We start from the raw sequence: 15,150 nt of genomic DNA on the forward strand, positions 1-15,150 counted from the left end.
AAAATCTTGTATTATTTTTTATTGTAATATTATTCTGTTCTCGTTTTTTAAATATTTTTTTATTTAAATTGATGATTTATATTTTTTTATTAAAGACTTTAAAAGATTTTGTTGCAATTATTGCAAGATTTTATCCTTATTTAAACCTATTTTGGAAAAAACTAACAATAAACAAATTTTACCAATATTAAAGGAGATTTGTTAACAGTTTAACTCATAACAAATAACAAATATGTTATCAAATATAATAAAATTGTTGATGCAATAAAACAAATCAATATCAATTTTTACAAAAGATTTCGACTTTAACAAGTTATAAAACTGTCTAAAACCGTTAAGCAGTGCAGTATTTTTGAACCATCGATCAGAAGATCTCGTCCTGATATTGCGAAACAAAAAATATCAATAGATATGGATCCATTTTTTACCTTTCTTCACCGCAAGTGTCATTTTACTTAATGATTATTCTAAGTACCAATTTTATAATGAAACAATTAGAAAAAAAGAGGTAAATCATGGAAGAATATCTAGTTCAAATTAAAAATTTACAAAAAAAATACAATAATAAATATATTTTAAGAGATATAAATTATAAATATCAAAGATAAAGAAATTGTTACTATTATCGGTCATTCAGGTTCTGGTAAAACGACTTTTTTGAAATGTTTAAATTTATTAGAAACTCCGGATTCCGGCACCATTATTATCGATAAACAAAATATTTTAGCTGAAAACTTTAATTTAGACGAATTAAGGGCAAAAGTAGGAATGGTTTTTCAAAATTTGGCTTTATTTGAAGAAAAAACTGTTTTAGAAAATTGTTGTTTAGCTCCTATGAAAATTGGCAAAAAGACTCGCGAAGAAGCGGAAAAAAAGCGATGGAAAAATTAGCGGAAGTTAATTTAGAAAAGTTCGCTCATTATGATGTTAATTTATTATCTGGTGGGCAAAAAAGAGTCGCGATTGCTCGTGCTTTATGTATGAAACCACAAATCCTTTTATTGGATGAACCAACCTCCACTTTAGACTCTGAATCCACTCATGAAGTTTTAACTATTTTGAAAAAACTATCTGATAATAAGAAAATTACTTTAATTATTATCGCTCATGAGATGGATTTTGCTAAAAAAGTTTCTAACACTATTTTTTTTAGAAAAAGGTATCATAGCGGAAAAAGGAACTCCAAAAGAAATTTTTGAAACGAATAAATTTCCTAAATCAAAAGCGTTTTTTGAAAGTTTTTAATTTCTGGGCAAAGACAATATATAAAAAGAAAACTCAATTGTTTGTTATATTTAACAAATAATTAAGTTTTTTCTCTTTAATAGGTTATTTTAGATCATGATGGATAGATTGATTAAATTATTTTTTATGAATATTTTTTTGTTTTAGTAATTGGGCGGTTAAATCAGTGGCAATTCTGCCTTGAGCAGTTCTTTTGATATAACCCTCTTTAATTAAAAACGGTTCATGAAATTCTTCAATGGTAAAAATTTCCTCTCCAATAGTGGCGACAATATTTTTAATACCGACTGGACCGCCGTTAAATTTATTCACTAATGTGTTTAAATAATTATAATCTGTTTCGTTTAAGCCGTTCGAATCTATTTGTAGCTTTTCTAAGGTTTCTAAGGTGATTTGATGAGTAAGAACTTTATTAGAATAAATTTCAGCAAAATCTCTTACTCTTCTGAATAAACGATTAGCGATTCTAGGGGTTCCTCTGCTTCTTTTAACTAATTCTGCTAAAGCTTTTTCTTCTATTTGATTACCATAAACCGAAGCAGTTCTTTTTAAAATAAGTTTTAACTCTTTTTCGTTATAATAATTTAATTTTAAAATTAAGCCAAAACGATCTCTTAAAGGGAAAGAAATATGACCGAATTTAGTAGTCGCTCCTACTAAAGTGAAAGGCGGCAAATCAATGCGCACTGTACGTCTTTCGTTTTCTTTACCGATAATAATGTCTAAAACATAATCTTCCATAGCGGCATACAAAATTTCTTCAATATTTTTCGGCAAGCGATGAATTTCATCAATAAATAAAACATCTCCTGATTGAAGATTGCTTAAAATAGCTGCTAAATCACCAGCTTTTTCTACCACCGCTCCACTGGTAATTTTAAAATTAACCTTTAATTCATTAGCTATAATTTTAGCTAAAGTAGTTTTACCTAAGCCAGGCGGACCGTAAAATAAAAGATGATCTAAAGATTCTTTTCTTTTTTGGGCGGCTTTAATATAGACGCTTAAAATATTTTTAATATTTGGTTGTCCTGCGTATTGGTTTAACAATTGTGGTCTTAAAAATTGTTCATTTTTGTTATTTATTTTGATTTCTTCGTTGACAATATCTTTAGTGTTCATGTTATTTTTAATCCTTTTATTTATTAATTAAAAATTTTAAAGCTTCTTTTATCATTATTTCTAAACTTTGGTTAGAATCTACTTTATAAATGATATGTTCGACTTGTTTAGCATTAAAACCTAAATTCATCAAAGCATCTTTAACGTCAGTTTGTTTAGGATTAAGGACAAAAGTGTTGGCTTGCGTTTTTGGAATAACTAAATTATTTTGTAAATGGAAAATAATTTGTTGAGCTATTTTTTTACCAATACCAGGGAATTTCATTAAATAAGCGATGTTATTTTGTTCAATAGCGGTTTGCGTTTCTTGAAAAAATTCTACATTGGTGATCACAATAGCGCTTTTAGGCCCTATTCCTGGAATAGAAATTATTTTTTTAAAAAAAGAAAGAAATTTCATTTCTGTAAAACCATACAAATCACGGATATTATCTTTAATATAATAATAAAGAAATAATTTTACTTCTTGTTCTATATGGAACAAATAAGGATTACAAAAATGAATATGATAACCAATACCATGATTATCAACAATAACGCTATTTGGATTAATTTCGACAATTTTACCTTTAATATAATAATACATTTTTACGCCTCGAGCTGCTCTCTATTTGATTATAACATTTTAAATATTATTATCTTATGTTTTAGTGTGTTATAATATATAGTAAGTATTAATATTAGGGTAACGAGGATAAAATAAATATGTCTTTTAATCAAAAAAATGTTCCTTCTATAACTGATATTGAAAAAAATAATAAAGATTTTTCTCAAAATAATTTATTATTTGTGTTAAATTATTTGAATAATCTTTTACAAAACAATAATTTCTTTCTTTATGATTATCAGGCCAAAAGTGCGCCTTTTGAACAAGAAATCGATCAACAAACTAAAATATTAAATCAGCAAATTTTTCTTAAATTAAAAGATTTAAACGTTGATCATCGTAATAACCTATCTTATATTAAAAATAAATTTCAAAGCATTTTATACACTAATTTTATTCAAAAAGATAAAAAAGAACGTAAATACATTAAAGAATTAATTAAAAAAATTAAACATAATAATTTTGCTAAAAAAAAAATTAACGCTTTATTTGAACAAAATATTAATTCTTTAAAACAAAAAACACAAACCGATTTAGACAATATTATTTTTTTGGAACAAAAAACACATACAGAAAAAGAAAAAGAACAAAATAATTTTTTACAAAAACATTTAGAAATTTCGAAAAAAACTAAATTCAAAACCAGCGAAAACTATCAATCTTTTCATGAAAAAAATATATTAATTAATAAACAAATTATCGCTTTAAAAAACGGTTTAAACGCTAATTTAAATAAACTAGAAAAAAATCATAAAAATAATTTAAATCACATTAACCAAAAAGAAATTAAAAAAAATAATATTTTTACCGAAAAAATGCAACAAATAAATGATCTTTTTCAAAATAAATTATCGGATCATAATAAAATCTTTGATCAAGAAAAAAACACTTTTACGCACAATAAACAAGCTTTAGAAGAAAAAAAACAGATGTTATTTAAAGAAAAAAAATTAATGATGTTTTTTTTTCTGGAATCAGTGCCTAAAACTAAAGAAAAATGTTTTTTATCTTTAATGAAAGAAATGATGCAAAATGAAATCCGTTATTATAAAGATTTAAATATTTGGCGTAAAAAATATTTTTGGTTAAAATTTCTTTACAACAAAGCGTTAAACATCATTGCTTTAGAAAAAAAAATCTTTGTTAAAATTACTGACATGGAGATTTATAACCAACATTTAATTTGTAAACAAGAAAAAAAATTAATTAATCATGAATATCTCCAACGAATTAAAATGCTAGATATCGAATTAAGACAAACAGATGTTAAAAAACATTATGAAATGATTAAAATCGAAAGACAAGAAGAATACGCTAAAAACAAATTAGAATATTTATTTTTACAAAAAAATCAAGAGATGCAAAAAAAAATTAAAAATTTAGAATTTCAAAGAAAAGTTTTATTTTTAAAGCATAAAACCCAACATAAAAAATATTTATTAAAGATGCAGTTAAAAATTGAAAAAATTAAAATTACATCTGAATATTATGCTAAAATAATTCAAAATCATAAACAAATACAACGTCTAAAAGAAGATTTAGAACATCTGCATGTTAATCAAGAACATAAAATACATTTTGAAAATATGAACTATAAACAACAACAAGAAAATTTATTATTTCGTATGAAAGTTCAACAAATCAAAATAGAAAATATCATAGAAAAAAGTTTTATCAATCAAAAAAATAATTTAAAAAAATTAATTTCTTTTATTATTCATCTTAACAAAGCTAATGACCGACAAAATGATTTGATAAACAAAATGCAAGATAAATTAAACAATTATTTAAACAATAATAAATCTAAAGTCTTATTTGATACAGAAGAATTTGAAGAAGTAAGTTCTTTGTTGCAATTTTTTATTGATCAAATTCACGACAAACACTTTGATTTACATTATCTTTTGCAAAAAGAAATATATCTTTTCGAAGAGTTGTGGATACAAGAAAAAATTGATTTAATCCAGGTTATTTTAGAATATTATAATAAAAATATTTCTTTTATTCGTGATTTAATTCATAATGTAAAATTTAAATATGATAATCCTAATCATAATTTTTTCGCTTTTTTTGATAAAAAAATTAAAATTTCTAATAATCTTTATCAATCATGGAAAGAACAATTAAATCATTGGCAAAAACAAAAGAAGATCAATAACGACCAAAAAAAAAACCAAATCAACACTTTACGAAAAATACAAAATAAAATATTACAAAAAAAGAATTTTTATCAAAATAAATTGTTTCAACAAATTATTATTATTAATCAAACATCCGCTAAAAAAACTTTTTTATCCCAAATATCAAATAAATTCAAAATAAAAAAGTTTTGGAATTATTGGTGGTCTTTTTGGAATAATTTAACCTTATTTGTAGATCAATCTCGTCTAGAATATGACGAATTGACCAAATATAATCGTCATATCTTATCTAAGCAAGAAAAAAATAAGCAAAACTTATTATTGATCCATAATAATAAAATTTCTTTATTAACTGATGTTTTTTTAGATATCGCTAAAGACATTCATTTTTCTCAAATGAAAAATATCCGTTTCGCCGTCCAAGAAGAAGAAAACAAAATCAAACAAACAATCGAAAAAGAACAACAAGCTATTAATCAACAGCTAGTTCAAACGAAAGAAAAAATTACTTTAATTCAAGAAAATTTAGATGATACTTTGAAAGAAATAGAGAATAATTTTGCCCAAGAAATAAAGCAAATAGAAGAAGAAAAAAAGCTTTTATTTCAAGATATCTTATCTGCTTTTCAAAAAAAATCTGATTTAATGATTAAAAAAATAAAATTATACCCTATAAAAAACAAAATAATCAAACAAAACCAAAAAAAGAAAGAAAAAATGATTTTCGACTCTTACAAAAATAGTCAAAAAACCTTTTTACAAAAAAATAACTTTATTTTAAAACAAATTAATAAAATTGATAAAAAAACTGTTAATTTTAGCAAAAAAAAGCTTTTCCGAGGAAAAATAAAATTATTACTCTTAAAAATTTTATGGAGATTGAAATATCAAAAAGACAAATTAGAATTATATAAAAATCATAAAAAAAATAAAAATAATTCAAAAAAATATTTTAATCAACAAATTTATTTATACCGAGAATTAAACCTCTTATTAGGTATATAAAAAAAGTTATTTAAAAAAATATAAAAAGGAAGATGAAGTGGATATTGGATTTCAAATTAGAACTTTAAGATTAAAAAATAAATTAACACAAAAAGAATTGTCTGAAAAAATTAATGTTACTAGTGGTTATATTTCTCAAATTGAAAATAATTTAATTTCTCCTTCTTTAAAAACTTTATTTCCTTTATTAGAAATTTTTAACGTTTCAGTATCAGATTTTTTTAAACAAGAGAAAAATTTATCATTAATCAACACCAAAGAGGATTTTATTAGTGCGCCAAATCATAATTTAAAGCATACTATTTATAATATATTTCCAAAATTAGAAAAAAATAAAATAAAACCTATTATAATAGAAATAGAACCCCAAGGGCAAACAATTATTCAAACAAGAACAATCAATGATGAATTTTGTTATATTTTAGAAGGTGAAGTGGTTTTAGTTTTAAATAAAAAACATTATTTATTAAAAAAAGACGATACTTTTTATTTATCTATTAATGAAGAATATCATTTATTGAACAATTCTTCAGAAAAGACCAAAATATTAAAAGTAACAGCTTTTTAAAAACAGAGGACAAAAAATGAAAAAAATTATTATAGCAGGCAATTGGAAATTACACAAAAACAAAGATGAATCTTTGAATTATATTTTTCAAGTGAACGACAAAGTACCTAATAAAAATGAAGTAGAAACAATTATTTTTCCACAAATTACTTTATTAGATGTTTTAACACAAATAGAAGGTAAAAATTTAAGAATTGGCGCTCAAAACATTTTTTATCAAAATGAAGGCGCCTTTACAGGAGAGATTTCTCCCCAAAATATTAAATCTTTAGGCGTTAAATATGTTTTAATCGGACACAGCGAAAGAAGAACCCTTTCGCAAGAAACGGATGAAATAGTTAATTTAAAACTTTTAGCTGTTTTAGAACAACAAATGCGTTCTGTGGTTTGTTTAGGGGAAAGTTTAGAAGTAAAAGAAAAAAACGAAACTCAAACATATTTAAATAACCAATTAGAAACTATTTTTCAAAATGTAGCCAGCAAGTCTTTAAAAAATATTACTTTAGCTTATGAGCCGATTTGGGCTATTAACACTGGTAAAAATGCTACGCCAGAAGATGCCAATTACAACATTGGTCAAATAAGAAAGAAAATCACTACTATGTATGACGAAGAAGCGGCTCAAAAAATTAACATTATTTATGGCGGATCCGTTAACGTTTCTAATGTGGAATCTTTTTTACAACAAAAAGAAATTAACGGTATTTTAGCCGGTAATAGTTCTTTAAAATATGAAAATTTTTTATTTTTTACAGAAATAGCGAAAAAATATACACAAGAATAAGATAAATATTTTTTTATTAATTGATTTTTAAGAAAGAAAAAATAATTGCGAAAAGAAGGTTTCAAAAATATGTTGCAACCAAAATGGTTAAAAAATCTGAATTCAGAACAATTAAAAGCAGTTACTTATCCTGATCGTTCTCTTTTTGTTCTAGCAGGTCCAGGCACTGGCAAAACCAAAACACTTACTAATAGAATAGCTTATTTACTGGAACAAAAACACGTTAAGAGTGAAAATATTTTAGCAATTACTTTTACTAATACTGCTGCTAAAGAAATGAAAAAAAATCTAAAAAAAATAGTTAATACTGAATTTTATAATTTGACTATTAAAACTTTTAATACTTTGAGTGCCCAAATTTTAAGAAAATATATTGATAAACTTAATTTAGGAATGGAATACTCTTTTACTATCATTAGCGAAACCGAAGGACAATCTATTATTAAAGAAAATATGAAAAAATTGGGTATTGATAAAGATTCATATAAAGTATTGGAAATTCAAAGTTATATTTCGAAAATTAAAAAAGAAATTGTTAATAATATCCCGACTAATGAGACGGATGATCTTTTGTTAAAAAAAGAATATAACGAAATAAATTTTATTTCCTCAGAAATAAAACAAATTTATGATGAGTATTGTCATTTTTTAAAAACTAATAATTTAGTCGATTGTGATGATTTAATTATTTATTCTTATCAATTATTAAAAAATAACCCTTCAGTAGCTTCTTTTTATCAGCAAAAATTCGCTTATCTTTTGGTAGATGAATTTCAAGATATCGATTTAATTCAATATAAATTAATCCAAATTATTGGTAAACAGAGTGTTATTTTTTTAGCGGGAGATCCGAACCAAACAATTTATCGTTTTAAAGATAAAGATGTTATATGCCAAATGTTGTTTGAAAAAGATTTTAACGCTGCTATTCATACTTTAAGCACTAATTATCGATCAACTCAAAATATTTTAAGTAAAGCTAATATGTTAATTGGTCATAATTATGATTCTCAACCAGATCAACCTTTTCAACAAGAACTTCAAAGTGTTTATGATTCTGGCGAAAAAGTAGTTTATAATGACTTTTTAACCGCCAAACAAGAAGCTAAATATATTACTAAAAAAATTAAAGATTTAATCGAGACAGGTAAATATAATTATAATGATATTTGCGTTTTATACCGCATTAATAATTTAGGAACAGATATCGAAAATCATTTTCTTTTAGACAATATCCCTTATTCCATTAAAAACAGTTATTCTTTTTATCAAAAAAAAGAAATTAAAGATATTATCGCATACATTCGTGTTGTTCTGTCTAATAAACAGAATTTCTTTTTAAAAAGGATCATTAATATACCTAAACGTAAAATAGGCATTAAAACAGTGGAATTTTTAGAAGATATAGCGAAACAACATAATATTTCGTCTTTATTAGAATCTATTGATTATATCCCACAAGGTCACAATAATAAGGCTAAATTTGTTCATTTTAAAAAGACTTTAGAAATGATTCAAGATATTATTTTTAACGATGATACGACCAATTTATCTAATATAATTGAGAAAATAGACGATATTATTGGTTATTCACACATGTTAAATGAACAAGAAGAAAAATTATCTCATTATAATAATTATGATAAAAAATTAGCCAACCAAGAGAAAAAAACCAATATCATTCGTCTCCAAGAAATTTTTAGCCATGAAGACTTAAATCATAAAGGTACTTTTTTAGAAAAATTAAGGATTGTGTTAGATAAAATTTCTTTATTTAATGAAAATGAATTGATCAATGATAAAAATAAAGTGGTTCTTTCTGCAATCAAAAAAACTAAAGGATTGGAATTTAAAGTAGTTTTTACTATTGGTTTTGAAGATCAAATATTTATGGAAAATTTATTAGATAAAAAGAATTCTGATTCTTCTCCTCCTTCTGAAACTTTAATCAAAGAAGCCAGAAGTTTAGCTTATCTAGCTATCACAAGAGCGAAAGAATTATTATATATTAGTAGTTCTGGTTCTCGTTTCCTTTTAGGACATCACTTCTTCTTAAAACCAGTCTCTTTTATAAAGGAAATGCAGTTGATTTCTTACTTTAACAAAAAAATTGATAAATACTTCGCTAATAAACATTCTTATCGAATAGGAGATAAATTAATCCATCAAACTTTTGGTCAAGGAGTATTACTTTCTATTCAAAAAAATATTGCTACCATTTCTTTTGACGAAAATCATGGTGTAAAAAAAATATTAATTAGCCATTCCTCTCTAATGAAAAGCGATAATACGAATTTATCATAAAATTAGATTTACCCATGCCAAAAAGATCTTGATAAATGATTATTTCATTTAAAAATATCTTTTAAACTGATTAGAATTAGAATGAAAAAATGATTACCTTAAAAATTAAACGAATATATCAAAAAACAAGCTAAATTGTTTTTCCAACAAAGGAATAAACGGTTTAGCTTGTTTTGTTTTTAAAGGGTTTTTTTATAAAAAAAATTAGATTTATAAAATGAGATTTATTTTAGGTTGATAAGTAATAAAGCAAATTTAATATTTGTCCTCGCTGATTTGATCTTTATTTATTGTTCATTTATTTATTTTTTACTTTCTTTTGCGCAATAACGTAAAAAAAGCGATAAAAATCATTAAAATATGATATATATTATCTCGGTTTATGTTTAGTAAGATAAAACATAAAAAAAGTGGCATAAAATAAGCGAAAAGGTTGCAAAAAAACCAAAAAAACGTAATAATATAAGAAGTGTACAAATATTATGTTAAAAAAAAATGAATTATTCTAGCAATAAAAATACATTTAAAATCTGTCGGTTCGAAAATAAAAAAATCATCTTTAAATTGTTCTGTTTTAATACTATCTGCCGTAACTGTTGTTTTAGGGATTGTCAGTAGTTGTTATTATAACATCGGCGCTCAAAAAGATTTTAAAATAATTTATTTTTTTTATTTTTCCAGACAAAGTAATTTATTGGTTTTAATGGTTGTTATTTTCGTTTTTACAAAGGTGAAAAATAAAATTGGTATTCTATTACCGCAATTTTAATCGCTTTGGTCAATATTTTGATAAACGCTTTAATGTTTAATCACTTTTTAGACGATAAAAATAAATATTATCAGATAAGACCAAGACATATTTATTGCTTGCATTATTATTTAGAATATGTTATCATGACGATTTGATTTAGTATTTTTTATTTACAATATATTAACGCTCAATTACGTTGGAAAAAAATTTGGATTGTTTTCATCCATCCATTAACTTACTTTATTATTTACGCCCTAGCGAAAGAAGATGCTCTAAAGTATTGTTTTCGTCTCCAGATGATCAAAAACAATTAATTTGCATATTTATTAAAAATTACTTCTGTTTATACTCTTTTATTTTCTGCTATTATTTTTACCACTACTAAAAAATTTAACAAATACTTGCAAATGCTTTTATTCTTTTTTGTTTTCTTAGTAATTTACTTTACTACTTGCAGTTGATACGACTGGAAACGTGCAAAACAAAAACTTGTAGATTCTAAAAATGTTGAAGCTTTTATTATTCCTTTATCCCCTCATACTTACAAAAAATTAAGTGATGTTGTGGAGAATCAGAAGGATTTGAAAGCAAACGATGTAATACTTGAATTAAGTGGCGGTTCTGGTAATGTGACTCAACATTTAATAAATCGTTATTACGATAAGGACATTAAAATCGTTTTTATTGAAAAATCTCTATATTTCGCCGATTTATTAAAAAAACGTTTTGAACAATATCCAAAGGTTCAAATCATTGAAGGCGATGCGACAAAATTAAATTCATTGTTGCCAAGCACAAGTAAAATTAGCGGAAAGGGAATTAAATTCAAAGAATATCGTTTTACAATGATGTTGCATAGAGATCGTGAAATAAAAAGCATGGAACCTGAAAGAAAAATTTATTTAATAGATAATTTTATTATTACTGCAGAAATCAATACTTTATACTATCCTCGTCATTCTGATAATAATGACGCCAAAGACCAATCACAAAAAAGACAATAAAAAAGATAAACTTAAAAAAAAGAGTTAGTTAAGTAGGATAATTTCAATTGATAAATTTTTAAGAAAACTATATTTTAACCTAATTCTATCAAATATATTAGTAAAAAAATGATTCTTTCGCTATAATTCAAGCTATTATTATGATTTTTGAAATTGACTTTGATAAAGGTTATAATAAAACCCTTGTTTAGCTAATAATTCTTTATGCGTTCCTTGTTCGATAATTACACCATTCTCTAAAACTACTATTATATCAGCGTTCACAATTGTAGACAAACGGTGAGCAATAACAAAAGATGTTCTTTCGGACAATAACTTTTGTATAGATTCTTGTAAAATCATTTCAATTCTAGTATCAATAGTGGAAGTAGCTTCGTCTAAAATTAAAATAGCTGGATTACGTAAAAGAGTACGCGCTATGGCGAGAAGTTGCTTTTCCCCTTGTGATAAATTAGCTGTTTCTTCATTAATTACTGTTTGATAACCATCTTTTTTAGCCATAATAAAGTTATGAACGTTAGCTTGTTTAGCTGCTTCAATAACTTGTTCATCAGTAGCGTTTAAATTACCATATCTGATGTTTTCTAAAATAGTGCCGTTAAATAACCAAGAATCTTGTAAAACTATTCCAATAATATCGCGTAAATTTGCTTTTTTCAAATCTTGAATATCTACGCCATCAATTTTAATGCTGCCAGAAGTAGCATCATAAAATCTAACTAATAAATTAATTAAAGTAGTTTTACCTGAGCCTGTAGGACCCACAACAGCCACCATTTTATTTTTATCAACCTTTAAATTCATTTTTTTAATAATAGGTTTATCGGCTGAATAATTAAAGGAAACATCAGAAAAATCTACATATCCTTCTACTTTTTCTAAAGTTAAAGCATCAGGATTTTCTTTTTCTTCTGGTTCGCCTAAAAATCGAAAAATTCTTCTACCAGCAGCTCTAGTGGATTGTAAAACTATAAAAATTTGACTTAAATCGTTAATAGGATGACCTAAACGCCAAACATATTGAATAAAACCTTGAAATAAACCTAATTGAATAGCTGCAAAACCCATTTTACCTAAGAAATGAACTTCCACTCCCTCTTTACGCATTAACACAATCCCAATAATAACCACTAGAGAAACCATAATATAAGTAAAACTACTCACAATCGGCATTACTAAACCAGATATAAAGTTGGATTTAAAAATATTTTGCTTTAATTCTGTGTTAATTTCTTCAAATTCTTTAATAACGTTTTCTTGTTGATTGAATAAAGCAATTTCTTTATGACCGGTATATTTTTCCTGTAAAAAAACTATATATTCGCCCGTTTTTTCATATCTTTGAATGAAAATATTACGGGATTTTTTATTCATAATGAAAATAACGATTAAAGCAGAAGGAATCATTAAAGATACTAATATACCTAATGGCAAATTAGCCCAAAACATCACAATAATAATTAAAATCATGTTAAAAAAAGCACAAATTAAAGCAATAATGGATTGTTGTAAACCATTAGCCACCATTTCCACATCATTCGTAATAATGCTCATTACATTTCCGACCGCATTTTGATCAAAAAATTTAATCGGTAATCTATGAATTTTTTTATGTAAATCTTCACGTAAATCTTTCACAGAACTATGAATAGCAGTTATCAGTAATTTATTATAAATAAATCTACCTATAGTAGCCATTACATATAATAATAAATTCCCTAACAGAGCGATTCCTAGAGTTTGGAGAAAAACTTCTGGCGTCGTTGAATCTTTAGCGTAATGTTCCTTAATATAATCGATGACATATTTTCCTTCATAAATAACCACAGCCGCACTAGTAAGAGCTACTAAAAAAATTAAAAAAATACTGATGTAAATCTTGATTTTAAATTTTTTTAAATAACTGAATAATTGTTTCACAATAAAACCTCTTTTATTTTTTGTGATATTGCAATGTTTTTGTAAATTTCACATCTTTGCATTAATTCTTTATGCGTACCTATATCAACTACTTTACCGTGATCTAAAACAATTATTTTATCAGCGTTTAAAACAGAAGTTAATCTTTGTGCTACTATGATAATAATAGAGTCTTTTCTAAAATGAACAAAGTTTTGTCTAATAGCTAAATCTGTTTGATAATCTAAAGCAGAAAAGGCATCATCAAAAATATAAACATCTGGTGTTTTTAAAAAAGTTCTTGTAATTGAAAGTCTTTGTTTTTGTCCACCAGAAAAATTGGAACCCAATTCGCTAACAAATTCTTTTAACTGTTTTTCTTTACTTTGAATAAAGTCGTATGATTTAGCCATTTTCGCTTTTTCTAACATTTCTGATTCATCAGCGTTTTCTTTACCAAAAGATAAATTACTTTCGATAGTGCCTTTAAATAAAATGTTTTTCTGGGAAACAAAGCCGATTTTATCTCTTAAAGTTGCTACATCATAATTTTTAATATCTATATTATTGATTTTAATAGAACCTGATGTAGGATCCATTAAACGAGGTATTAAATTAATTAAAGTACTTTTACCGGAACCAGTGGAACCTACCACAGCTATTAATTCTGATATTTTAGCTTTAAAATTAATATTATCTAAAATAGAAAACGAAGAATTAGGGAAATTAAAACTAACATTATCAAATTCTAAATCAGTAATTTTTTTTAATGGTTCTACTTGATGAGGATTATTTTGAACAGAAGGTTCCATCACTAATAAAGTTTCTATTTTTTTAGAAGAAACCACTGTTTTAGGAAACATCATAAATAAAAATAAGAAATTTAAAATAGAAAATAAAATGTGATATTGTAAGTTAAGAACATTATATAAATCTCCTAATGTCAAACCATGTTGACCAACTGTTTTCAATAAAAAAGCTCCATAAAAAGTTGTACTTAAAATAGATATATTCAACAATAAATAGAAAAAAGGCTCAATGGATAACATAGAATTAAATAATTTGACAATGAAATCCTTATAATTAGAATTCATTTTTTCAAATTTTTCTTCTTCATATTCAGAGCGGTTTAAAGTTTTAATAATTTTAACGCCAGTTATATTTTCTCGAATATTAGCATTAATATCTTCTAATTGTTTTTGTTGTTTTTTGGATAATTTATAATTTTTAGTCATAACGATAGCTAAAATTATGATAAAAATAGGTACCGCAAAAATAATACTAGTAGAAAGCGGAACAGAAATGCGACAAATTAAGGTTAAACTAATGATTAACATAATCGGCGCCACAATCGCAGCTCTATAAAAAGTAGCGATAAAGTTTACTATTTGATCTACATCAGAAGTACTACGATTCATTAACCTAGACACGCCTAAACTTTGCGCATCTTCTACTGACAAAGTTTGAATTTTTTTGAAAACATCACTACTTAAATTGTTAAAAACTAAAGAAGATACTTTAGAGGAGCAATAATTAACGATTAAATTACCTAAAATACCAGAAATAACTAAAAAAATTAAAATTAAAATAACATTAGTAAATTCTTTACCTTCTAAGGTTTTTTCAATAACCATTTCACCTATAACAAAAGGTATTCCGATTTCTCCCAAAGATATCAAAAAAACCGATAAAATATTTAATAATATTATCTTTTTATATT

The 15,150-nt window shown here is 24.9% G+C and carries 9 protein-coding genes and 1 pseudogene; 6 read left to right on the plus strand and 4 right to left on the minus strand.

Annotated features, from left to right (window positions below; all coding sequences use genetic code 11):
- Positions 1 to 515: 515 nt before the first annotated feature.
- Positions 516 to 1,245 (plus strand): annotated as a pseudogene (locus ON17_RS03980) (amino acid ABC transporter ATP-binding protein).
- 117 nt (positions 1,246 to 1,362) lie between these two features.
- Here ON17_RS03980 and ruvB read toward each other — a convergent pair.
- Together ruvB and ruvA are read right to left on the minus strand one after the other, a co-directional pair.
- Positions 1,363 to 2,367, minus strand: coding sequence for a Holliday junction branch migration DNA helicase RuvB (gene ruvB, locus ON17_RS00145; protein WP_017191441.1), 1,005 nt, complete (start codon positions 2,365 to 2,367; stop codon positions 1,363 to 1,365).
- A gap of 16 nt (positions 2,368 to 2,383) precedes the next feature.
- Positions 2,384 to 2,953, minus strand: a complete 570-nt coding sequence (ruvA, locus tag ON17_RS00150; RefSeq protein ID WP_017191442.1) for a Holliday junction branch migration protein RuvA — start codon at positions 2,951 to 2,953, stop codon at positions 2,384 to 2,386.
- A gap of 119 nt (positions 2,954 to 3,072) precedes the next feature.
- Here ruvA and ON17_RS00155 point away from each other — a divergent pair, with 119 nt between their 5' ends.
- The 5 genes from ON17_RS00155 (at position 3,073) to ON17_RS00175 (ending at position 11,531) form a co-directional block, all read left to right on the plus strand.
- Complete coding sequence (locus ON17_RS00155) at positions 3,073 to 6,120, plus strand: hypothetical protein (protein WP_017191443.1); 3,048 nt, start codon at positions 3,073 to 3,075, stop codon at positions 6,118 to 6,120.
- 37 nt (positions 6,121 to 6,157) lie between these two features.
- Positions 6,158 to 6,688, plus strand: coding sequence for a helix-turn-helix domain-containing protein (locus ON17_RS00160; protein ID WP_017191444.1), 531 nt, complete (start codon positions 6,158 to 6,160; stop codon positions 6,686 to 6,688).
- A gap of 16 nt (positions 6,689 to 6,704) precedes the next feature.
- Positions 6,705 to 7,472 (plus strand): triose-phosphate isomerase, encoded by a 768-nt coding sequence (tpiA, locus tag ON17_RS00165; protein ID WP_017191445.1) that lies wholly within the window; start codon positions 6,705 to 6,707, stop codon positions 7,470 to 7,472.
- A 69-nt stretch (positions 7,473 to 7,541) separates the two neighbouring features.
- The gene (locus tag ON17_RS00170) at positions 7,542 to 9,776 is read left to right on the plus strand and encodes an ATP-dependent helicase (RefSeq protein ID WP_017191446.1); all 2,235 of its coding nucleotides are present in this window, start codon (positions 7,542 to 7,544) and stop codon (positions 9,774 to 9,776) included.
- Positions 9,777 to 11,090: 1,314 nt separating this feature from the next.
- Entirely contained in the window at positions 11,091 to 11,531 is a 441-nt protein-coding gene (locus ON17_RS00175; protein WP_261974237.1) for an rRNA adenine N-6-methyltransferase family protein, read from the plus strand.
- Positions 11,532 to 11,669: 138 nt separating this feature from the next.
- On the opposite strand, the gene ON17_RS00180 is transcribed toward ON17_RS00175, so the two are convergent.
- On the minus strand, positions 11,670 to 13,451 hold the full coding sequence (locus ON17_RS00180; RefSeq protein ID WP_017191448.1) for an ABC transporter ATP-binding protein: 1,782 nt from the start codon (positions 13,449 to 13,451) through the stop codon (positions 11,670 to 11,672).
- Positions 13,448 to 15,150, minus strand: a 1,703-nt coding sequence (locus ON17_RS00185; RefSeq protein ID WP_017191449.1) for an ABC transporter ATP-binding protein, incomplete at its 5' end; no start/stop codon positions are given. The genes ON17_RS00185 and ON17_RS00180, both read right to left, overlap by 4 nt.

This window comes from Poinsettia branch-inducing phytoplasma str. JR1, assembly GCF_000309465.1.
Classification (GTDB): domain Bacteria; phylum Bacillota_I; class Bacilli_A; order Acholeplasmatales; family Acholeplasmataceae; genus Phytoplasma; species Phytoplasma pruni.

Excerpts from the sequence above, each read along its gene's own strand:
- ruvB (WP_017191441.1), bottom strand. The coding sequence starts at position 2,367 with ATGAACACTAAAGATATTGTCAACGAAGAAATCAAAATAAATAACAAA.
- ruvA (WP_017191442.1), bottom strand. The coding sequence starts at position 2,953 with ATGTATTATTATATTAAAGGTAAAATTGTCGAAATTAATCCAAATAGC.
- ON17_RS00155 (WP_017191443.1), top strand. The coding sequence starts at position 3,073 with ATGTCTTTTAATCAAAAAAATGTTCCTTCTATAACTGATATTGAAAAA.
- tpiA (WP_017191445.1), top strand. The coding sequence starts at position 6,705 with ATGAAAAAAATTATTATAGCAGGCAATTGGAAATTACACAAAAACAAA.
- ON17_RS00170 (WP_017191446.1), top strand. The coding sequence starts at position 7,542 with ATGTTGCAACCAAAATGGTTAAAAAATCTGAATTCAGAACAATTAAAA.